At 45.4% G+C, this 22,441-nt stretch carries 14 protein-coding genes; 4 read left to right on the plus strand and 10 right to left on the minus strand.

Annotation, left to right across the window (positions count from 1 at the left end; all coding sequences use genetic code 11):
- Positions 1-22 precede the first annotated feature (22 nt).
- The gene (locus tag H6F77_RS02255; protein WP_190484939.1) at positions 23-2,272 is read left to right on the plus strand and encodes an ATP-binding protein; all 2,250 of its coding nucleotides are present in this window, start codon (positions 23-25) and stop codon (positions 2,270-2,272) included.
- 121 nt (positions 2,273-2,393) lie between these two features.
- On the opposite strand, the gene H6F77_RS02260 is transcribed toward H6F77_RS02255, so the two are convergent.
- From H6F77_RS02260 to H6F77_RS02270, 3 genes are all read right to left on the minus strand, one after another.
- A complete protein-coding gene (locus H6F77_RS02260; RefSeq protein WP_190484941.1) occupies positions 2,394-3,938 on the minus strand; it encodes a glycosyltransferase family 39 protein in 1,545 nt (514 codons plus the stop codon).
- A gap of 186 nt (positions 3,939-4,124) precedes the next feature.
- Complete coding sequence (locus H6F77_RS02265) at positions 4,125-8,084, minus strand: EAL domain-containing protein (protein WP_190484943.1); 3,960 nt, start codon at positions 8,082-8,084, stop codon at positions 4,125-4,127.
- A 96-nt stretch (positions 8,085-8,180) separates the two neighbouring features.
- The gene (locus tag H6F77_RS02270) at positions 8,181-9,503 is read right to left on the minus strand and encodes a cytochrome P450 (protein WP_190484945.1); all 1,323 of its coding nucleotides are present in this window, start codon (positions 9,501-9,503) and stop codon (positions 8,181-8,183) included.
- Between the two features lie 46 nt (positions 9,504-9,549).
- On the opposite strand from H6F77_RS02270, the gene mnmH reads away from it, so the two are divergent.
- Positions 9,550-10,596: a tRNA 2-selenouridine(34) synthase MnmH gene (gene mnmH, locus H6F77_RS02275; RefSeq protein WP_190484947.1), complete on the plus strand. Its 1,047-nt coding sequence runs from the start codon at positions 9,550-9,552 to the stop codon at positions 10,594-10,596.
- A gap of 507 nt (positions 10,597-11,103) precedes the next feature.
- The gene (locus H6F77_RS02280; RefSeq protein ID WP_190484949.1) at positions 11,104-11,736 is read left to right on the plus strand and encodes a hypothetical protein; all 633 of its coding nucleotides are present in this window, start codon (positions 11,104-11,106) and stop codon (positions 11,734-11,736) included.
- Positions 11,737-11,942: 206 nt separating this feature from the next.
- Here the strand turns inward: H6F77_RS02280 and H6F77_RS02285 are convergent, their stop codons facing one another.
- The 4 genes from H6F77_RS02285 to H6F77_RS02300 all read right to left on the minus strand — a co-directional run bounded on the left by H6F77_RS02285 (position 11,943) and on the right by H6F77_RS02300 (position 16,627).
- On the minus strand, positions 11,943-12,893 hold the full coding sequence (locus H6F77_RS02285) for an NAD-dependent epimerase/dehydratase family protein (protein ID WP_190484951.1): 951 nt from the start codon (positions 12,891-12,893) through the stop codon (positions 11,943-11,945).
- A gap of 103 nt (positions 12,894-12,996) precedes the next feature.
- Complete coding sequence (gene hemE / locus H6F77_RS02290) at positions 12,997-14,055, minus strand: uroporphyrinogen decarboxylase (RefSeq protein WP_190484952.1); 1,059 nt, start codon at positions 14,053-14,055, stop codon at positions 12,997-12,999.
- Between the two features lie 110 nt (positions 14,056-14,165).
- Positions 14,166-15,605 (minus strand): hypothetical protein, encoded by a 1,440-nt coding sequence (locus H6F77_RS02295; RefSeq protein ID WP_190484955.1) that lies wholly within the window; start codon positions 15,603-15,605, stop codon positions 14,166-14,168.
- A gap of 95 nt (positions 15,606-15,700) precedes the next feature.
- A complete protein-coding gene (locus tag H6F77_RS02300; protein WP_190484956.1) occupies positions 15,701-16,627 on the minus strand; it encodes a S66 peptidase family protein in 927 nt (308 codons plus the stop codon).
- A 458-nt stretch (positions 16,628-17,085) separates the two neighbouring features.
- Between H6F77_RS02300 and H6F77_RS02305 the strand changes: the two genes are divergently transcribed.
- A complete protein-coding gene (locus H6F77_RS02305) occupies positions 17,086-18,258 on the plus strand; it encodes an ABC transporter substrate-binding protein (RefSeq protein WP_309228786.1) in 1,173 nt (390 codons plus the stop codon).
- 76 nt (positions 18,259-18,334) lie between these two features.
- Here the strand turns inward: H6F77_RS02305 and H6F77_RS02310 are convergent, their stop codons facing one another.
- The 3 genes from H6F77_RS02310 to H6F77_RS02325 all read right to left on the minus strand — a co-directional run bounded on the left by H6F77_RS02310 (position 18,335) and on the right by H6F77_RS02325 (position 22,430).
- Entirely contained in the window at positions 18,335-19,615 is a 1,281-nt protein-coding gene (locus H6F77_RS02310) for a glycosyltransferase (protein WP_190484960.1), read from the minus strand.
- A 31-nt stretch (positions 19,616-19,646) separates the two neighbouring features.
- Positions 19,647-21,119 (minus strand): peptidoglycan-binding protein, encoded by a 1,473-nt coding sequence (locus H6F77_RS02315; protein WP_199321140.1) that lies wholly within the window; start codon positions 21,117-21,119, stop codon positions 19,647-19,649.
- Positions 21,120-21,329: 210 nt separating this feature from the next.
- Positions 21,330-22,430: a DMT family transporter gene (locus tag H6F77_RS02325; protein ID WP_190484961.1), complete on the minus strand. Its 1,101-nt coding sequence runs from the start codon at positions 22,428-22,430 to the stop codon at positions 21,330-21,332.
- Positions 22,431-22,441: the final 11 nt, after the last annotated feature.

Genomic DNA, 22,441 nt, shown 5'->3' on the forward strand with positions numbered 1-22,441 from the left:
TTTTTATTAGTGAAATTTTTATATGCTACGACTCCCGCAGTTTAATGATGGTGGTTTAAAGCGATTAGGCAAGCAAGGAAGAAGCATTCTCTCAATGCTGGACGTTCGCTTTCGCAATTTAAAGATCAGCGGCAAACTGAATCTGGGTTTTGGCATACTGGTTGTTCTTACATTTCTGGTTATTGGACGCAGTTATCTGAGTAGCGTTCAGGCAACTATTACCATTAATAGAACGCGACAAGTAAGGATGCCCGCTGCTCTTATCTCCGCCGATGCTCAAACTAACTTGCTGAAGATGGTGTCTGATATGCGGGGTTATTTGGTATCTGGAGAATCTGTGTTTCGCGATCGCTATCAGCAGTCCCGGCAAACCTTTGAAGCAAGGCTGGCTGAACTAACAAATATTCTCCAGCAACAGCCATCTTCGGACAATCAACGTCGTCTGAGGGAACTCCAGCAAACTTATAAACTATGGGCTGCGCTCCCCGATCGGCTATTTGCCCTCCACAACAACTTACTTGATAATCAACCAGCGTTGCGAATGTTAGACAAAGACGGGGAGTTTCTCATTTCCACCATCTTGGTCGAAACCGATCGCATCTTGGACGAACAAGAAGAGCGATCGCCCTCAAATACCAACACCTTACTCCTTAAAGATGTAGTCGAATTTAAAAGCTCGTTTGCACTTATGATTTCGCAATTGCGCGGCTATCTGGTGACGCAAGATCCAGAATTTCGATTTGACTATGCGAGCTATTTCAAAACAAACCAAGCTGCTTGGAAGGCTTTAAATAGCAGACGAAATGCCCTAAGCGCAAGCCAGCAAGCTCGTCTAGACAAAATTGCACAATCGTATCAGCAATTTCAGCCATTGCCTCAGCGCATGTTTGAAATTGTGGAAGGCGAACATTATCGAGAAGATTTATTTTTGTTTCGCCAAGAAACGGAACCTTTAACTGAAAAAATGCTGAGCCTGCTAAATGAAATTGTGGCAAGTCAGCAACATGCACTTACGTCTGAGTTACAAGCTGGAAGTCAAGGATTAGCGACAGGTGAGTGGCAAACCCTTTTAGGAGGACTAATTGCCTTGGGGGTGAGTATCAGCCTAACTCTACTCCTGCGGCGACAAATTGCCAATTCAATCAATCGCCTCACAACCGTAACTAATCGCATCATAGAAGGCGATCTTGATGCCAGAGCTAGCATAGAATCGCGAGATGAAATTGGTATTTTGGCTAAGACGTTTAACCAGATGACAGATTACTTGCAGCGCTCGAAAGAGGAATTGGAGGAGTACAGCCGTACCTTAGAGCAAAGAGTCGATGCACGAACCCAGGAATTGCAGGAAAAGAACCAACAATTAGGCGAAACACTTATACATTTACAACAAACTCAGGCTCAATTAATCCAAACTGAGAAAATGTCTAGCCTTGGACAACTGGTGGCGGGTGTAGCACATGAAATTAATAATCCTGTAAACTTTATTCATGGTAATGTTTTACACGCCAATCAATACGTCCAAGATTTGTGTAAGTTAGTGGAACTTTATCAAACTGAGTATTCTCACCCTAATCGCAAAATTGAAGACTTTATAAAAGAAATTGATTTAGAGTTTCTGCAAGAAGATTTACCCAAAATATTCACATCCATGCAAGTGGGAACGGAACGCATTCGTGAGATTGTTCAGTCGCTACGAACTTTCTCTCGTTTAGATGAATCCGAAGTTAAAGAAGTGAATATTCACGAAGGAATTGATAGTACGCTGATGATTTTGCATAATCGCTTGAAAGCAAAACCCGATCATCCAGAAATTACAATTATTAAAGAGTACAAGAATTTACCTCGGATTGAATGCTATGCAGGACAGCTTAATCAGGTGTTCATGAATGTTTTGACAAATGCGATCGATGCTTTGGAGGAAAAGGAAAAAAATAAGAAGCGGGAATTAGAGATTAAAAATGGCTCAAATTCTGAGATTCACTCAGCTCCCACCATTTGGATTCGCACTGAAGTGCTAGGTACTAATCGCGTTACTATTCGCATTGCAGATAATGGCCCTGGTATGCCAAAAAATGTCCAGCAGCGGTTGTTCGATCCTTTTTTCACTACAAAGCCTGTCGGCAAAGGTACAGGTCTGGGAATGTCAATTAGCCATCAAATTATCACTGAAAAACACAAAGGTACTCTGAGTTGTATTTCTAGTCCTAAAGCAGGAGCTGAGTTTGTGATTGAAATTCCAATTCACCAGCATTGTAATAGCGATCGCATTTAATATGCATACTACCGGAGGTGTTTGTCTGAACAAGTTTTAAAATGTATTTATGGCGCGAATCCTTTAGCTCTAACTAGGTTCTTTATACTTGAGCTTCTTTAGCGCGATCGCCAATATAAAATTATATTTTTTTCAGTCTCCAAAGCGATATATCCGTCTGGTAAATAGAATCTATTTTAATATTCTGCTCTTGCTGAAGATCGGCAATAAACTTTTTAGAAGGATTAAATAAAAATACATCGCTATAACCATCAGGTATCTTAGGTACATTTGGCTGCACAAACAACAGCAGCCGGACTTTAGGATCGAGGCGATAGCTTAAAGGCATTACTTGGCCTAAACGAGCATCGGAAATTATAATTGGGGATGAAGCTTGGTTGATGACGCGAGACATATCGACAATAAATTTATCTTTCCCCCACCACGTCTGTGCTTGTGAATCTATCGCACAAGATAAAACGCCCGCAGAAATTAGCAAGCTAGTGGCAAGTTGCCATAATTTAACCCGTTGCAAGCTAATGTTTAGAGAGCTAATTTGACTAGCTAGAAGATAAGCAACAGCAATTTCAAGACCTAAATAACATGGCGTAAAATACCTATCTACCGTTGAGCGTCGTCCTCCGGAAATTAAATCTGGCAGTACAAATGCTAATGCCGTTACTCCTATTAAGGTGAAAATAAATAACCAAACTCGTTCTTCAGTATGACGGCATAAAAAATAAATTGAATAAATTACCAAAATTAATACTGGTAGGCTCAAATAAATTAATAAATTATCATATTCATAATTCCAAGATATAAATAAATGGCATAGGTTGAGACTCCATTTTTTTAGCAAAGATAAAAAAGGCAATGGTAATTTTATCCACTCCATAACATCAAATGCCCGGTTCCTAAGAATAAACCATACCCAAGGAGTAAAGCTTAAAACCGCAAAAATAGAGGCTAGCGAATAAGCAATAAGAGTTTTATTTAAGCGGAAGCGTTGAAGGATAATGAGATAAATTCCATGACTCGTTAAAACTAAAATAGAAAATAAATGGGAATAAAAACTTAACGCCATAATTGCCGCATAAGCAATCCATGCAAGTTTTGTTTTAATGCGTATAGCCCGTAACAATAACGTGCTTGATAGCAATATCATTACTGCCCATAGACTGTACTGGCGCACTTCCTGAGCATATCTGACAAAAAAAGGCGATACAGCAACTAACGCCATTGCCAGCCAGCCTACTGTTGAGGATTCAAATAATTCTAAACATAGCCAGTAAATGCAAGGAAATATAAATAAGCTAATTAAAGCAGGGAAACTTCGCATGGCTGTTACAGAACTGCCAAAGCACTGCGCCCAAAATCTTGCTAATACATAATAAATAGGTGGATGTTCAGACCTCTTTTTGAGAATATTTAATGTATCGTTTATATTTTTATCAAATTTAATTTGTTGATATTTATGTAAATCATCAATAGTAATTTGCTGGTTGTTGTAGGCTAACTCGGTTGTTATTTTATCGTCATAACCAGCTAGCCATAATGAAGTATATGTTTCATCTTCCCAGTAAACTTTTTGATTGAGGCTAGCAAAACGGAAAAATATGCCAAGGATTAAAATAATAATAACGAAAAAATTTAACCATTTTTGAGGCATTGGATAAGGCGGATTCATGGCAATATTCCTTAAAAATCAAGGTTGCGATCGCGCAACAATATTACAAGACAAGATTAGCGATCGCGTAATTAATTTTACTTCGCGCGATCGCTAGCCACACGTATTATGTTCATACACTTTAGAGGAAAGCATCATTTGCACCACAAAAATTTCCTCTCGTTTCCCCCTAACAAAATATCACTGCTACTCTCCAGCAGCAAGTAAAGCACCAGCAGCGATCGCATCTACAGGTTTAGAAAAAAAGTAGCCCTGTCCGTGTTCGCATTGCAACCCTTCGAGTAAGGCTAACTGAGTTTGAGTTTCTATCCCTTCAGCGATCGCATCCATACCTAAACTATGAGCTAAGTTTATAATCGCCTGTACGATCTCGGAATTTTCGCCGTTTGCACCCATACGGCTGACAAAAGAACGGTCAATCTTCAATGTATCTATGGGAAAACTGTGCAGATAACTTAAAGAAGAATAACCCGTCCCAAAATCATCAATACTTAAATGAATATCCAGTGCTTTCAGTTCTTGAAGCATAGCTTTTGCAGCACTCGCATTTTCCATTACAATACTTTCTGTAATTTCCAGCTTGAGACTGCCCCCGTCCAGCCCAGTCTCGCAGAGTATTTGCTCAATTCGCTGCGTTAAGTCTGGCTGGGAAAACTGTTTGCCAGAAAGATTAACGCTAATCGTCAATTTCTGATGGGGAAATTGCATCTGCCATATACGCATTTGCAGGCAAGCTTCGCGCAGCACCCAGGCTCCCAGAGGGATAATTAAACCAGTTTCTTCAGCGACAGGAATAAACTCTACTGGGGAAACCATGCCACGAGTGGGATGCAACAAACGCACCAGCGCCTCAAACCCAGTAATCTGACCGCTCGTTAAGGCAACAATTGGTTGATAGTAAAGTAGGAAGTATGGCTTTTTAGCCCCGTGTTTTGAATGTTGGCGATCGCCTGTTGCTAAGTGCTGGGTCTCCTCAAGCGCCAGTCGCAAGTCATTTTCTAACTCCAAGCGGGCGACAGCATGGGCGTGCATGGGGGCGTTAAACACCTGGTAACGTGCTTTACCCATTGCTTTAGCTTGATACAAAGCGATGTCAGCATCCCTCAAAAGATTTCCCGGCCAGTAGCAGCGATCGCTATGGCTAATTCCACCCAAGGTAATACCAATGCTAGCCGTAACGACAACTTGGTGGCCGTCGAGATTAAAAGACGACCTCAGTTCCTGTTGGATGCGGTCGGCAATTTCCGTTGCATCGCTAACATCGTTAATCTCATCAAGCAAAATGACGAATTCATCGCCCCCAAGTCGTGCGACAGTATCGCCAGATCGCAGACATACTTCCAATCGTCGCGCGATCGCGCTTAGTAATTGGTCGCCGACTACGTGCCCCAAACTGTCATTGACGATCTTGAACCGATCCAGATCTAAAAACAAGACCGCAAACTGATATTCTGGTTGGCGACGCAGCCGCGCGATCGCAATGGACAGCCGATCCATAAATAACGAGCGATTCGGCAGACCTGTTAGCGGATCGTGGAAGGCATCATAAAACAATTGTTCCTCAGCTATCTTGCGATCGCTAATATCCGTCTGCGACCCAGCCATGCGGTATGCAACTCCATTTTTTTCCCTCACCGCCAGCCCCCGACACAGCATCCAGCGGTAGGTTCCGTCTCGATGCAACATGCGATACTCTTTCTCAAAATGTTGAGTCAGCCCATCTAGATGCGCCGTAATAGCTGCGCTGACTCGTTCAAAGTCTTCTGGATGCACCCGGTTAAACCACTCATCCGGGCTATCGCCAATTTCGTTATCTTTGTGACCGAGCATGGCTTTCCAGCGCGGGGATAAATAAATCGTGTCGGCTTTTATATTCCAATCCCACAACCCCTCATTACTACCGCGCACTGCAAGTTCATAGCGTTCTTCCGATTCCCGCAGAGCAACTTCTGCTTGCTTGCGCTCAATTGCTGTCGCCAGCACGTTAGCAACGGCTTGCATAAAGTTAACCTCATCAGAGGTAAAGCGTCGGTGTTTGGATGTGTGGGCGCTCAAAACACCAAAAGGCTGAGTAGACCCGTGAACGATCACGCTCATGCCGCTAACTATTCTGTGATTGTGCAGCAGCGGCGTTCCAGCAAAGCGGGTTTCTATGCGGAGGTCTTCGACAATGACTGGTTCGCCAACAAGCAAAGTATAGCCTGCCTGCGATCGCCCATTAGCACCTACGACCGCAGACCCGACAAGCCCTTCCTGCCAGCCCACACCTGCACGTAATAATAAAGTGCTGCCACCTGGCATCAGTTCCAAAATTTGACAATATTTCACCCCAAGAGTCTGAGCCACAAGAGTGACCGCTCGCTCCATCAGCGTCGCTAGCTCTATCCCCGCCAATGCCTGCTGACCCAATTCAGCCACAACTGCACTCGCACGGGCATAAGCTCTTACTTCTTGTTCTGCCTGCTTGCGGCTGGTAATATCGCGCTGCACGGCAAGAAAATGAGTATAGCAACCCCTAGCGTCTGCAATGGGTACGATGTTCAGATCCACGCAAAATTCATAACCATCTTTGTGCTGGTTGATCAGTTCCGCTCTGACTGGCTCGCATCGTGATATTGCTTGACGTATTTTCTCTAGTTCAGAACGTTGCGTATTAGAGCTTTGCAGAAAGCGCGGTGTCCTGCCAATAATCTCTTCTAAGCTATAACCTGTCATGCGAGTAAAAGCTTTATTAGCATAGACAATCTTAGGGCCGTCCGGCTCATTGATTGGACTAGCTTCAGTAATAACGATCGCATCGTTGGCATTTTCTACGCACGACTCTAACAGGCGCAGCCTTTCCTCTGCATACTTAGGTTCTGTAATGTCGCTAAACGAAGTCACAGCAGCGTATGGCTTTGTTTCCCCTGGGGAAAACAAGGGTTGTGAATTAATCGCAATCCAAGTAACAATACCGTCCGGTTTGTAGATGCCCATCAACACATTCGCACAAGGCTTCCCGGTTCGCAACGTCACCATTGCTGGATGTATCTCGCCAGGAAAGGGAGAGCCATCAGGATAAATCGCACGCCACTGCGGATCTATCGATGTTCGTCCTATAATTTGATCTGCTGTTAGCCCCAAAATGCGCTCCGCAGCAGTATTGCAAGCTTGGATAGTGCCTTTAGCGTCTTGCAGTACAACACCTTCTTCCATCGCCGCAACAACCGAGCGATAGCGTTCCTGGCTTTTTCGCAGCGCTTCCTCTGCTTCCTTGCGTTGAGTAGTATGCCACAGGCTTTCGCTAATATCCTTCGCCGTTGCGTAAATCAACTGCTGTCCCTTCAGAGGTGTGGCGTTCCACAACAGCCATTTATAGGAGCCGTCTTTGCAGCGGTAGCGATTTTCAAAAGAAAGTGTCTCGCCACCAAGAGTCAGTTTTTCGATTTCTGCCTCTGTTATTTCACGGTCGTCTGGATGCACAAATTCGATAAACGGTCTAGCCAACAATTCATCGTTGGTATAGCCCAAGATTTTTTCCCACTGGGGGTTCAGCCGCTTGAAGTACCCATCCATTCCAGCAGTGCAAAGCATATCCAGCGACAGAGCGAATAAATGCTCTAGATCCTGCTCCGCTTGCTGGCAATCCCGGAGCCTACGCTCCATCTGATTAAATTGATTTCGCAAGTCCAGAAGCGTCCGCACCTGTCGTGCTAAAGTTCGCAATGATGAGCTTTGCTCGTAGCTCAATTCACGCGGTACTAAGTCCATTACGCATAAAGCTCCGGTCGGATGGCCTACCTGAGTCATTAAGGTAGCACTTGCATAAAAGCGGATATAGGGGCTAGATATAAAGTGCGAAGTTGCGCTAAAACATATGTCCTGGTGTGTATCCGGGACAATTAACAAATCAGACGATTGAGGATGACTCGCTAACAAAGTTTCAATAAAAGACAGTTCCGGCGGGAGATAATCGCCCACCAGGGATGTAAACCATTGTCTGGTACCATCGCTCAGCCATAGCAGCGCAAGTGGAGTCTGGCAAATATGGGCTGCCATGCGAGCAATATCCCCGAACTCCATCTCCGAGTAGGCGTCGAACAGAGGAGATTGGAGCTTTGTAGAGATTTTTACTACTTGATGCCCATTCAGATGTGGTTTAATCATTAATAATTAGCTGGTTGCAATGCTAGCGGCGATATGCGCTATTTCTCAGCTTCTCTATCTCATTCTCTCTCTTTTTCTGGCGCTCTTAATAATTGCTTAATTCTTCTCAAACCTTGTAAAGCAAACGCGCAGCCCATCCTTCGGGCGCCGCGTTGGAATTAGTACTGGTTCAAGCCTTTGTCGGGCAGTTATTTCCCACTGATAGTCGCGCAATAAGTGGGCAGCAACAATTTTCATCTCCAGCTTCGCAAACGCGATCCCCAAACAAATGCGCGGGCCGCCCCCAAAGGCTATTAGACTGAAATGTTTTGGTTTTTGTTCCTGTCGTTGCGGGCCAAATCGGTCTGGGTCAAATTGTTCTGGCTGCGGGTAGATTTCTTCTAGTTGGTGAGTTCCCAAAATAGAATAGAGCAACTGCCACCCAGCAGGCACGTAAAAGCCATTAAACTCAAACGGCTTGACGACTCCCCGGAATCCACCGTTTACAGGTTGATGGCAGCGTTCGATTTCGCAGAATATCTGGTCTAAGTAGGGCATTTGCCCAATTTGTTCTAAACTTAGCGCTCCCGAGCTTGCCAGATGCAACTGTTCTTCCCTAGCGCGTTGCAAGACTTCTGGGTGACGCCCTAACTCTAGACAAAACCAGGTGAGCATGGATGTTGTTGTTTCATGTCCGGCGAACAGCAACAGCATCGACTGTGCAGTAAGTTCTTGTAATGTCATGCCGTTTCCCTCTTCATCTCGTGCTTGCACTAAGAGACTAAGGGCGTCGTCGGTGGGGTGTTGCTGGCGCTGGCGCACAACAGAGGCGAGATGCTCTAGCAATTGATTGCGGGCAGCGATCGCACGTCCAAATTTACTACCGGGTAACGTCCAGGTATTGAGGGCAAACAAACCATGTGTCAAGGTGTCAAACAGTTGGCTCAATCGAACTGAGTCCGCACCTGGCTTCGTGCCTAATAACAGTTCGCTGGCAATATCAAATGTTAGCTGTTTGTATTCGTCGAACCAGATAAACTCTCGTTTCTGTTCCCACTTTTGGAGATAGCCTTGCGTTATTGCATCCATCGTGGTGAAGTAGCGTGCCAGTGCCGAACTATGAAAAGCTGGCATCATCAAACGCCGATTGCGCCGATGTTCTTCACCATCTTGGACAAAAAGCGATTCTCCCAGCAGCAGCTTAAAAGTGTCTGGCCAGCCTTCACGCCAGGAAAAATGGTCAAAATGGCTCGAAAGGACAAATTCGACGGCTTCTGGGCCAATCATAAATACAGTAGGTCTGCCAATTATCTTGGTTTTGAAGATAGAACCATACTGCTTGTAGCGCTTCTGGATAAACTGGGGGTCGAGGAGGAATGCTAGCGTTTCGCCAACAACTGGCAGACCTATGCTGCCTGGCGGTAGTTGTTTATTGTTCATAGTTAATTGTTCGTTGTTGTGCGCCACTGGCGACTAATTTGTAATTATGGTGCGATCGCTTATCTATACCCAAATGCCTTTTGGAGAAACATATAGCGAAATTATCGATGTTCGCTCTCCGTCAGAGTTTGCCGAAGATCGTATTCCGGGCGCTATCAATTTACCCGTCTTGGATGACGAGGAACGTGCCAAAGTCGGCACCATCTATAAACAAGTCTGTCCCTTCACCGCCCGCAAGGTAGGAGCATCCCTAGTAGCTGCAAATATTAGCAAGCATCTCACCACCCACTTCGCCAGCATTGACAAAAATTATCATCCCTTAGTTTACTGCTGGCGCGGCGGGCAGCGTTCCAATAGCATGGCAATGGTGTTGAGTGAAATTGGCTGGCGAGTCACCCTACTCCAAGGTGGCTACAAAACCTACCGAGCTTATGTGCGCGATGTCTTGCAACACGTGCCAGAAAAGTTTACCTACCGCGTATTATGCGGTTTAACTGGAAGCGGCAAAACTCACATGCTCCGACAAATGGCGGAGCGGGGTGTCCAAGTGCTGGATTTAGAAGGTTTGGCTAACCATCGCGGTTCCCTACTGGGTGAAGAATGGAAGTCACCCCAGCCATCGCAAAAGTATTTTGAATCTCTATTACTAAAGCAACTTCAAACTTTAAATCCCACTCAGCCAGTTTGGGTAGAAGCAGAAAGCAACAAAATTGGGCGGGTGTATCTACCCCAGTCGCTTTGGGAGCAGATGAAACAGGCAAGTTGTGTAGAGATCCAGTTACCTCTAAAAGCCAGAGTCGAATTTCTTTTGCAAGAATATCCCCACTTGATAACTCACCCGGAAGTATTGAAAGCCAAGCTACAGCAGCTCAAAGCCAAGCATGGGGGGCAAAAAATCAATTATTGGAATAATCTGATCGATGCTGGTAAGTGGGAAAGTTTTGTGGGCGACTTGCTACAGTGCCATTACGATCCGACTTACACTCAGTCAATGGACAAGTGCTATTCCAATGTGGAACGGGTTATGCGCCTAGCGGATTTATCAGATGCAAGTGTTGACTCGCTTGTAAATGCTGTAGTTGCTGACTCCTGATTTTCACCCAGCCTAGCGACAATAGAAGCCCAACCCCCACATCACAATTCTGTAAAAGTGAGGGGGGCTGAGAACGCAGTTAGGAGGTATCGTCTTGCAGTCTAAATTATCCGCATAAATCTCCTAACCTAGCGACTCTTAATAAGTTTTTAATGTGCGATTTGAGCAATTTTAGAGAGTGTAATGTTCAAATTGGCAGAATTGCTTTATTTCCAGCCAATGTGCGATCGCGATTGATACAGCTAAAATGAGCCACGATATATACAACCTACCCGATGCTCGCTTAAGTAACTTATAGATATGTTTATTTTCTAACTATGGTTAATTTAATCCAAACTAGCAAAAAGTAACAACTCAACTTAATAATTTTTACTTGATATATTTCCAACGATAGAGGTAGGAGTTATTCCTAGTGGCAGATATGGCAAGTTCAATAGCACCGTAAAGTATTGCTTAAGGACGAATATTAACAAAAAAATTAATACAAAGGAAGAGAGGTAGTTAGCTATGGCATACTCTAATCGGCCAGGAGAAAACGTACTTGTCGATCCAGTTGTGGCGCCTCAAGTTGTTGATTACCATGACCGTGTAAGGTGGGGGCCGATTATTGCAGGTATTATGACTGCTCTAGCATCTCAACTCGTTTTGAGTGCTATCGGAGCAGCAATTGCTGCTAGTAATATTGCAGGTTCAGGCGCACCAAGATCGAATGCAGGTAATGTTGGTGAAGCCGTTGGAATATGGTCTATTATTTCTTTGTTTCTTTCATTATTGATTGGTAGTTGGGTAGCATCGCGCAGCAGCGGCCCCCTCAACCGCAACACAGCTATGCTTAATGGAGCAATTTTGTGGGCTACTACTTTAGCATTAAGTTCTTGGTTATTAGCTAACGGCGTATCTGGTGCATTTGGAGTGGTTGCAGCAAATGCTGGGGAAGTCATAAATCAAGTACAACAGGGTGGGGCGAATCTACCAAACAGCGCTCCCGATGTAAACGTGAGCGCTCAACAAGCTCGCGAACTTGCTGGTAATGCAGCTAAGGTTGGTTGGTCGTTTGCAATCGGTTCCCTATTGGGTTTAGCAGCATCGCTGATCGGCTCGTCTATCGGTGCCCGCACACCGCGTCACTATAACACCTAGTAGTTGACTGCAAAATCAAATCCTGAAGCTATTTTTAAGGCACTATTAAAAACACCTTTTTTAAGGTGTTTTTTTATAATGAAGGCGAGATACCCGACTTCTCTAAGAAGTCGGGTATCTTAAGTTCTGATATATCACAACGGGCGCATAGGATTGCTATAGCAAAATTCTCAGTGTCGGCTCTAGCGTACAAATATCTGCAACAGTTATCTGGAAACACCACTAACTTTCAAAACATCGCTCATTGTGGCACAGTAGGTAGGAAGTCCAAATGTACCGGGATTAACGGTGTCTTTGTAAGTAAAATGCCTATAGTCCAGGCAGAACCTATCCCAAGCTGCCATCTGAATTCGGAACAAGACGATAAATAAATTAGCCAGCCCCATAGACAGCGGTATGCGAAACTGAATCGATTTATCCAAATAAGCGCAAACTTCTTCTACAGCCTGGTTAGCTGTTATTGGCTGATTTCCTAGAACTAAATTCCTTGATTCGTCGGGTGCAGGGGGATTTTGTAGCAAATACCGCACTACTTGAGCAATATCGCGTCCGTGAATAAAGTGGAAGCTGCCGTCTGCTTTAAAATATTTAATCAGGTCAATCCATTTTGCCACTGCGGGCAACCCAGAGGAGAGATGGGAGTAGGGTTTGGTATCATCTCCTCCCAGTACCAAGGTAGGAAAGAGAGTAGTAATTCGGGGGGCGATCGCTAGTCTCGATAATCTCCCCAAACAATCGTACTTGGAACGAATATAGTCTGTCCCAAGTTGACCTGCGGCTTTGAGTGTTTGGTTGTTCTTGTCGAGTATGCTAGCTGTTGAAAAATAAATGACCTGCTCGCACGTTCTTTTGTCCAGCAGGTTCAGCAATTGAATCGTTTTGACAACGTTAATATCAAACGCATCTTTGCCACCCCAAGCGGCTGCTGTCAAAACAGCTCCGTTCATCGTCTTGAGCAAGTCACCTATTCGGTCGATGTCTCGCATATCTTCATGCAAGATGGTGATGCCAGGACGAGCCTCGTAGTCAATTTTCAGCTTGTCTGGATTTCTGACAAGCAGGTACAAATCGTATTCTGTATCTTGAATTAATGCTTCTGTAATGTAGTGACCAATGCAACCACTTGCACCAGTCACCAAAATCCGCTTGGGGGTCATAAAGTTTAATTGTTTATTATCAATTCTGAATTATGAATCCTGAATTTTGAAATGCTTAGATAGGCAATTCATCATCCAGCATTCATAATTCATCATTTATCCATTACCCGCTAACCCCTGACTTGATCTGTTTAGCAGTTTCAAAGAAGAAGGCCACGTTTTCTTCCGGGGTAGCGGGTAAAACACCGTGACCTAAATTCATAATATGTCCGCGATCGCCTGCTTTGCGAACGGTGTCTAAAATGCGATCGCGTATGAATTCTTTTGAACCAAACAATGCACAGGGGTCCATGTTTCCTTGAACTCCCACTTTTTGGCCTAGCCGCTGTCGCGCCTCTGCCATATCCACTGTCCAGTCCACACTGACGATATCAACTCCCGATTGTGCCATCCGCTCCAGTATTCCGGCGCTGCCGTTAATATACAGAATCAGCGGTGTATCGGGATGAGTTGCCCTCACTGCCTTGACAACTTGCTGTTGATATGGTAAAGCAAAAGTTTCGTAATCTTGAGGACTGAGTTGACCAGCCCAAGAGTCGAACATTTGGACAACTTGGGCACCGCAATCAATTTGGTAGCGCACGTAGGTTGCGATCGATTCCGCCAATTTGCCCAAAAACTTATGCAGCGTCGCAGGTTCGCAAAAAGCCATGCTCTTAATGATGGTATAGTCTTTCGAGCTTTTACCCTCAATTGCATATGCCGCCAGCGTCCAAGGCGCACCCACAAAACCCAAGACGGTAGAACGGTTGCCAACTTCTTGGCGCAACGTCTGCAAAATTTCCCGAATAAACGGCAAAGAACTTGCCGGATCTAGGGGATGCAGCTTGTCAATCTGCTCCAGGCTGCGGATAGGCGGATCGATAACCGGCCCTCGACTTTCAATGATATCGAATGGAATGCCGATTCCAGGGAGCGGAGTTAGAATATCGGAAAATAAGATAACCCCGTCAGGCTGAAAAGCCCTCCAGGGTTGAAGGGAGATCTCAATTGCCAGATCTGCTTTCTCAGAGCGATCGCGAAATGAAGGATACTTATCCCGCAAGTCGCGATAAACCTTCATGTAGCGCCCCGCCTGCCGCATCATCCATACGGGCGGGCGGTCTAATACTTCACCACGAGCGGCCCGCAGCAGGTAAGGAATCTCGGTTGACACGGCCATCTACACTTTACCCCAGCTAGTTTATTCAACGCATTTGTTAGCTTATCATTCTAGTATGCGTCTGCGTTCGCTGCTAGCCCAGACAAAGCAATGACCTTAACCCAGATTGTCTACTTGACGAGGCAGATGCCGCCAACTTCCACAGTGCATCGCCGAGGTTTTGTAGCAGAGTCTAAGGTGCGCGTGCTGGTGTTGTAAGTATATTCTCCAGCTGGGAAAACTCGGTTGGGATTAGCGCATACGCTAGTAGAATTTAAACCTGTGTCCGCAAAAGACACTGAAACTACAGAAGTCTTTACCGCAGGACAGGTGTCTAGAACTGTCAAGCCAAACTCATTTTGAAGAATTCTTCTTCTTTCATCTTGAGATGGAGTTTGGGCAACATTTCCAGTAGGTCTTAACTCATTGTTGCTAACGTCATAGGTGTACTCTCCCGCTGCAACAGCGCGGTTAGGATTCGCACAGTAGGTGTACGTTTGTCCATATTCCCTAAACGTAACTACAACCAAAGAACTCGTTACCGAGGGACAAGTGTCCAGCACCCTCAATCCATACTCGCTTAACAGCATTTGTTTCCTTTGATCTGTAGCTTGACTAGATGGGTTTTGGGCAACAGATCCAGCAGGTCTAATTTCATTAGTTGCCGTGTCATAAACATATTCTCCTGCTTTGACAAGGCGGCTGGGATTAGCGCAGTAAGTGGAAGTTTGACCATACTCAGTAAACGTAACCGCAACTACAGAATTTCTGAGTTGAGGGCAGGTATCCAGCACTCTTAACCCATACTCATTTTGTAGAAATTCTTTTCTGCGATCTGTGGTTTGAGTCGATGTAGTTTGGCCAATAGATCCAACAGGCTTTATCTCATTGCTTGCCGAGTCATAAACATATTCTCCTGCTTTGACAAGGCGGCTGGGATTGGCGCAGTAAGTGGAAGTTTGGCCAAATTCCTGAAACGCAACTACAACTAAAGAACTTCTTACTTGAGGGCAAGTATCTAATAGTCTCAACCCATATTCATTTTGCAGAAATTGCCGCTTTTGATCTGTGGTTGTGGTTGGAGTAGAGGGGTTTTGGGCAATTCCTCCCCCCTGATTAATTCCCGATACTGAAACGCTATATCTACCGCGAGAATTATTCTGAGCTAAAACGAGGAGTTTGTACTCAGCAGAAGAAGGTACTTGATAGCGCAGCGAATTATTTCTGTTAGTGAAGGCAACTTGTCTACCAGTCCGTGAATTAGTCAGAACTAAAATAGGCAATATTTGCCCCGCGTTCTGAAAAGTAACAGAAACTTGAATAGTGTCACCTTGCTGGGCATTAAAAACATATTCGTCACCAGCGGCTATTTCTAGAGGAGCGCCTCTTTTTGAGTCGTTTCTGAAGCGGAATGCTGGAGAGTTAGCACGGATGACTCCATTAACAGTTTGACCATTATTTAGCGTCGTTGCTGCCCAAGTTACCTCGGAAAGCGGTGCAATCATCATTCCTGAGACAGCGATAGTTGCAGCGACTTTAGCGACTTTATTAACAAACTTACGATCGATCATGGTAGGCCCCATTTCCTGCGAAAAAGACGTGCTTTCTGTCTGGACAGATTATACACGGTGATAGTTCCCAAAGGGCTGGCTCAGATGTTAGATACCTATTTATCGTTAACGCTTAAAATGCCTTTGTTGCCATCTAAATGAGCCAGTATTCCTACTGGTAAAGCGGCATTACAGCCATCGTGACCGAAGGGTAGATCGGAGACAATGGGGATGCTGAGATTAGAGAGGCGATCGCGCAATACTTCCTCTACACTCAAGCTTGGTATATTTTGTGGAGCCTCGCAGCGGCTAAAACGTCCCAGCGCAATACCTTTAACTTTCTCAAAAGCACCAGTCATTCGCCATTGTGTCAGCATCCTATCGATGCGGTAGGGTGCTTCTGTCACATCCTCTATAGCCAGGATGACGTTATCTAGTTCCGGTTGTACGGGAGTGTTGAGGAAATGCGTCGCCACTGTCAGATTTGCTGGTAGCAACACACCAGTCACGGTACCTCCACCCCAGCCGTTACCTTCCAAGGGTTCTAATTTGCGTCCCTCCACGCAGTCAAATAATCGCTTTAGCGACCATTCTGGTTCTGCTGCTATAGTTGTTAGCAACGGCCCGTGAACGCCTGCAATTCCCTGATGGCTGAGACTCCACAGCAATCCAGTCACGTCGGAGAAACCGATTAGCCACTTTCCGATTTTTGATTTTTGATTTTCCGTATCGCCTCTTGACGCTGGCCATACCCAGTCTTCTAACAATCTAGCGCTGCCATAACCGCCTCTAGCACAGAGGATGGCTTTGCATTCTGGATCTGTCCATGCTTCTTTAAGCTGGTGGCGGCGATTGTCGTCTGTTCCGGCGAGATAACCCCAGCGGTCTTCAACACTGGTGCTGATTTTTACATTGTAGCCGCGCGATCGCCACACTTCGATACCTTGCTGAAAGGCATCTAATTCTCGCAAAGCGCCGCTAGAAGCAATTACTCTGAGCAAATCCCCTGGTTTTAGGGGCGGTGGCAGTTGGCACAAGTTCATAATTGCGATGCGTGAAGCTTAAAATGTTGAATCTGAGTTTAGCGTCAAGGCGATCGCTATCGTAACCTTTGATAACCAATAAATATCTATTAACCCTGGATATCTTGGGTGCAAACGGATAATCGCCTTTTAGCAGATAATCTGCGTCAGGCCTATTTCAAGTTTCTTTAACTGGTGTGTAATCTTTCAATAAGTAGCCCTTACTACTTCAGCAAATTAACATAAACCCATCGCCCAAAATAATATATGAACCATCCATTAATATAAAATTACAGAGTTTAGTTATTGGCATTCATCCCAATATATTTTGATTGTATACTTTAAAAAGTGTATTTTATATAACCTTGTAAATGCTAAATCAGTGGGTACGTTTTCTTGGGGTAGCTTTGCTTTGCCTTAACTTGCTGCTTTTGTGCGGATGTCAGTCATCAAATGCGGACAAAAATAGCCCAATTAAATTGACGTTGTGGCAGAGTATCAACCCGCCACCAAATCGGGATGTATTTCAAAAACTTGTAGACAAATTTAATCAGACTCATTCTGATATTCAAGTTGAATCGCTTTATACGGGTCAAGCAGATCAGCAGATGCCAAAAATTTTAACTGCTGTAGTCGGCAATGCAGCCCCAGATTTATTCTGGTTTGATTCGCTGTTAACAGGTAAATTAGTAGAACTGGGGGCAATCAGATCGCTAGAAGATTGGCTAAATAACTCACCTTTGAAGTCTGAAATCGATCCGCGTCTATTCGGTGGAATGAATCTGGATGGTCATATTTGGTCGATTCCTTTTAGTACGAGTAACATTGGGATTTATTATCGTCCAAGTTTGTTTAAAGCAGCGGGAATCGATAAGTTGCCTGAAACTTGGGAAGAACTAAGGGAAGCTGCTAAAAAACTGACGCAGGATAAAAATAAAGATGGGCAGATAGATCAATATGGGATAATGCTGCCGTTGGGTAAGGGTGAATGGACTGTTTTCACCTGGGTGCCTTTCATGTATAGCGCTGGCGGCGAGTTGCTAGAAGGTAGCAAGCCTAATTTAATGAATAAGGGCGCGATCGCAGCTTTACAATTGTGGTCTGATTTATTAAAAGATGGTTCCGCTATCCTCTCCGCGCCAGAACGAGGTTATGAAGAAGATCGCTTTGTTGCTGGTCGAATAGCTATGCAAATAACAGGGTCTTGGACGGTGCGCTACATGGAAAAAGCTGGAATTGATTTCGATGTTTTTCCAATTCCAATTCAACAGCAAAAGGGGACGGTAATAGGAGGGCCTAACCTGTTTGTAATGAAGACTACCCCAGAACGCGAGAAAGCATCTTTGAAGTTTTTGGAGTATGTCTTAAGTGAAGAATTCCAAACTGAATTGGCTGTAGGTACTGGGGATTTGCCAATTAACCTTAAATCAAGGGAAAGCGAGACTTATAAGGCGTTTGTAGCTAAACAGCCAGCATTGAAAGTGTTTCTAGACCAGACCTCTGTCGCGCGATCGCGCCCTAATATCTCTGGCTATCCTCGTATATCTGAAAATCTCGGTCGGGCAATTGAAGAAACTCTGCTAGGTAACGAGCCAAATAAAGCACTAAAAAAAGCTCAAGATCGGCTAGATTTAATTTGGGATGCTCAATAAATCTGGTGTAATCTTTTTAAAGCAAAGAGTGGAAGTTGGGTTAAGCAATAGCGAAACCCAACCTACAAAAAAGTGTTTATCTGTTAGCAGACAAGACGGGCTTTCCTGTAGATATTGCCTGCTCGATAATATCAGCCGCACGACTGACTCCACCTGCAAGAGCGATCGCTTCTTGCAGGCGGGATGCATTCTTTTTATAAGAATCTTGGGTTAGCACTCGCTGTATGGCAGTTCGCAACTTGGGAACGTCCAAGCTAGGTAGAGGAACAACTTCACCTGCTCCCGTCCAAGCCACACGCGCTGCTACACCCGGCTGATCGTTAGTAATAGGAATTGCCACCATCGGCACGCCATTACTTAAAGATTCTAATGCAGTATTCATCCCCGCGTGGGTTATAGCAACAGCGGCTTTTTGTAGCAATTCTAATTGCGGTGCATAGCCAACAACCAGAGGCGAACCGGGCAGTTTTGGAAGCGATTCTGGTTTACCTGCGCCACCCAAAGAAATCGCTAATTGAGCATCCAATCCCACGCAAGCTTCAGCTATAGATTGGAAAATTTCTATTAGACGATTTTGCAAAGTGCCCATAGAAGCGTAAATCAGCGGTTGCCCGGTTAACTTTTCCCAAGGAAAAGCGACAGGTTCCCTGCTAGCTTGGTTATAGTATGGGCCAGTGAAATGGAAGAATTTAGGCAAAGCACTGCGCGGAAATTCAAACTCAGCAGGTTGCGGGCTTAGTTGAGCCAATTTCGAGTAAGCTTGTTCGGGATGAGAATATATGGGCAACTTCCATTCTTTGCGAAACTCGTCGATTACCTCCATGACTGGTTTGCCAATGCGATCGCTCTTAGCATAACCGTATCGGTTTCGCAGACGCGCCCACCAAGCAGGATTGTAGTTCCAAGATGTAAAAAACGGGGGAATTGTATATTCTCGATTCAGCATTACCCCAGTACAGGCGGTGATATAAGGAAGATCCAGGTATTGTGCAACAGTGATACCTTCGTATGAAACTTGGTCGATGAGGAAAGCGTCCACCCCTGCTGCTTTGGCGGCGGCTGGAGTTTCCCGGAGGATCATCGCCGCATCTTCTTTTACCAGACTGAGATTGTATGCCAACGCATCTAATCCAGTTAGTTGTCCCAGTTTTGCATATCTTTCGACTGTGCGATCGCTGGGAAACTCAGACTCGCCTATTACCCAAAAGTCCAATCCTGCTGCTAATGCCTTTGATTTACCAAAAGGCGCACCAATTAGGGTAACGCGATGTCCCCGTCTTTTAAGTTCTCGACCCAACGTAGTCATCGGGTTGAGATGGCCAACAGCAGCAGGGGAAATGATTCCAAAATGAGTCATATTCAAAATTCAAAACTCAAAATTCAAAACTTTATGGCGATCGCTCATCGGATTTTCCCTCCGGCAAATTATCGACGCCAGAGTTCTTGCGGACGCGGTTTAATTGTCCTAATGCCCACTGCGCTGTTTGCTTAACCTCCGCATCCGGATCGTCGGTGGCGTGGCGCAACATCTGGTTAATTTGAGAAAGCAATTCATATATTCGTGTCAAATCCCGAATACCATTTTTACGCACATCGGCGTTTTCATCTTGCAGCGATATCCCCAAAGCACGGTTAATTGGTTTCAGAGTCCGCGTGCAAATTTGCGACAGCGCCTCCAAAATTAAGCTGCGCTGCTGCGAATCTGAGTCAATCATTAACTCTACCAAAGGCTGTACCGCCCGCGAGTCCCCGCGCTGCGCTAACTCCCAAATAGCCTTGCGTCGCTTTTGTGAGTTTCCACCCTGTAAATCCTTGATTAATTCCTCAACAATGTCAATTTTAGGCAACCTAGTGGTTTGCTCAATGTGCAAGCTGTCTTGAGGTTTTTTGTCCGCTGTAGGCGAGAGGCTAGATGAGGTACCGCTTGGGTTGGGTGCGTCAGGTATCTTTTCTTCCTTAGAAAAGTTTTTATCTACGTTGGGTAATTCTGCATTGCCTTTTGCACCGCGATCGCTATCAGCTAGCCAAGCGTCTTGAGGTGCTTGCTCCTCGTGCGGCGATAGGTTAGATAAGTGCCCATCCACGTTGGGTAATGCTGTCTTGTTACCCAATTCGTGCGGTATGTCGGAACTATCTTCGGATGTGTAGGAGCCTGTTGTATCAGTTGGATCAGCCAAAAACTGCTCGGTACTAGCATAGCCATTTTTGCTATTGCCGTTGCTGCTGGTGTCTTTATGGGCTGCTATACCGTTCGATCTGTGGTTTGGGGGATCGAACGGGTTGTCTTGCAATTGTTGGTTAGCATCATCCGCTTCGTCTTCTTCTGGCTCTAAATTGATGGCTTTACCAAAAGATTTGAGCAACAAGTATACCGATCCTCCCACTGTCGCTGCTACCACTATTGCGCTCAGTAGCAAAAAAAGCATTTTCTTCTTAGAGCGTGGTTTAGCCGCTGCTTTGGGCTTACTTTTTTTGGGGGGATTGGCTTTCGCGTCTTGAGCAGCTTGGAGTTTATCCCAGGTTGTAGAACCTACAGTACCATCGGCAGGTAATTTAAGAGCTTTCTGAAATTTGGCAACGGCTATCTTTGTAGTTTCTCCGAAGGCTCCGTCTGCGGCTCCAGTGTAGTACCCTAGCTGCTTAAGCTTCATTTGCAGTTCGACGACTTCTGCACCGCGATCGCCCTGTTTGAGGACAGTCGCAGGCGGCGTCGCTCTAACTGCTGCTGGAGAGGGAGACGTACTGGCGGGCGCTTGGGCGATCGCTTCCTCCCCCAAAGCAAAATTACTACCTGAACTGGGGGCGATCGCAATACAGGTAACGCAGGTGAGTAATAGCAAAGTTGAGCGGTAGGGCATCATAAACCAACTCGGTGCCAAGAAGGTACAGCCAGTGTTACCTATTAGGGGACGGCTTCAAGCTAGCTTAATCCTAACTGGCATTACCGTATTAACTATAGGATGCTCCAATTACCACAATCATCAATTTATCGATTCCAGTAATGCGGACGGAAGATTCGGTAAAAGTGTCTCTCCTGTGTGAGGTGTGCCTAATCGTCTCTACTTTTATTACTAACGATTTGGCAAAATTTCCTCTGACGATTCTGTTATTTTTAGGGGAAGTTGCGCTAATTGACGCTCTGATGCCTCCAACTGGCGTAGTTCTGAGGTCGTGGCGCTAAGCGAGACGGCTTCAGGTTGGCTGCGCGATCGCCACTTTTGCGCTAAAGCATCGCGCTGATTAATTAGATAAATACTAACTAAGGTAAGGGCGACGCCAGTCCACTGTAACGGGCTGAGAACCTCAGCTAGGAAGATGCTGCCAAACAACAGGGCGAATACTGGTGTAAGAAAGGTCAGGGAACTGAGACTGGTTAGGCTGCCGCTAGAAGCAAAGTAAAAGAATAACCCGTAGGCGATCGCGCTGCCAAATACGGTCGAGTAACCCAACGCCATCCACCCATACGAATCAATATTCGTCCACTGCTCTGATTCCCACAATCCTGAGAGTGCAAATAACGGCAGACCGCCTAAAATCATGTGCCATCCCGTCGCTGTAACTGGATCGGCATATCGACAAACCGCCCTAATTGTCACCGTTCCCACTGCCATTGACAACGCTGCCAATAACATTAACCACTGCCCGTTCTCAAATAGCTGAAATATAGAGCTTATTTGCAACGTCCCTACTGTCGATATTCCTCCGTGCAGCAGGTTGAAAACCAACTCATCGCCTACGCCTATTAAAGTAATACCCAAAACGCCCGCGCCCAGACCTATACAGCCCCAAAAGTTTATCTGTTCTCCATACAACCACCACGACAGCAAAGCTACAGCTAAGGGTTGAGAGTCAATCATCACCGAACCCAAACCAGCAGTGGTTCTAACCAGTCCAAAGGCTAAAAAGCCTTGAAACATTGCGCCATCCACTAGGGCAAACAAGCCGATCCACAGCCAAGCCGCCCACCCTTTGGGTTGCGGTCTGCCCATCAAAAATGCTGCAATCAGAACTAATATGCCAGCGGGCACTAAGCGCACCCCAGCCATAAATAGCGGTGTGGTATTGGGGATGACACCTTTCATCGCTACCATTGCTGTCCCCCAAAGGAAAAATGGGGCTATTAGTAGCATTGTTGCTAGAGGAAGTCTGGATTCCGTGAGTTTTAGCTGCATGCGATCGCGTT

The organism is Microcoleus sp. FACHB-831 (genome assembly GCF_014695585.1).
In the GTDB taxonomy this organism is placed as follows: Bacteria; Cyanobacteriota; Cyanobacteriia; order Cyanobacteriales; family FACHB-T130; genus FACHB-831.

Coding starts and splice junctions, on each gene's coding strand:
- H6F77_RS02255 (WP_190484939.1), top strand. CDS start 23: ATGCTACGACTCCCGCAGTTTAATGATGGTGGTTTAAAGCGATTAGGC.
- H6F77_RS02285 (WP_190484951.1), bottom strand. CDS start 12,893: ATGACCCCCAAGCGGATTTTGGTGACTGGTGCAAGTGGTTGCATTGGT.
- mnmH (WP_190484947.1), top strand. CDS start 9,550: ATGGTGCGATCGCTTATCTATACCCAAATGCCTTTTGGAGAAACATAT.
- H6F77_RS02325 (WP_190484961.1), bottom strand. CDS start 22,430: ATGCAGCTAAAACTCACGGAATCCAGACTTCCTCTAGCAACAATGCTA.
- H6F77_RS02265 (WP_190484943.1), bottom strand. CDS start 8,084: ATGATTAAACCACATCTGAATGGGCATCAAGTAGTAAAAATCTCTACA.
- hemE (WP_190484952.1), bottom strand. CDS start 14,055: ATGGCCGTGTCAACCGAGATTCCTTACCTGCTGCGGGCCGCTCGTGGT.
- H6F77_RS02260 (WP_190484941.1), bottom strand. CDS start 3,938: ATGAATCCGCCTTATCCAATGCCTCAAAAATGGTTAAATTTTTTCGTT.
- H6F77_RS02280 (WP_190484949.1), top strand. CDS start 11,104: ATGGCATACTCTAATCGGCCAGGAGAAAACGTACTTGTCGATCCAGTT.
- H6F77_RS02300 (WP_190484956.1), bottom strand. CDS start 16,627: ATGAACTTGTGCCAACTGCCACCGCCCCTAAAACCAGGGGATTTGCTC.
- H6F77_RS02315 (WP_199321140.1), bottom strand. CDS start 21,119: ATGATGCCCTACCGCTCAACTTTGCTATTACTCACCTGCGTTACCTGT.
- H6F77_RS02310 (WP_190484960.1), bottom strand. CDS start 19,615: ATGACTCATTTTGGAATCATTTCCCCTGCTGCTGTTGGCCATCTCAAC.
- H6F77_RS02295 (WP_190484955.1), bottom strand. CDS start 15,605: ATGATCGATCGTAAGTTTGTTAATAAAGTCGCTAAAGTCGCTGCAACT.
- H6F77_RS02270 (WP_190484945.1), bottom strand. CDS start 9,503: ATGAACAATAAACAACTACCGCCAGGCAGCATAGGTCTGCCAGTTGTT.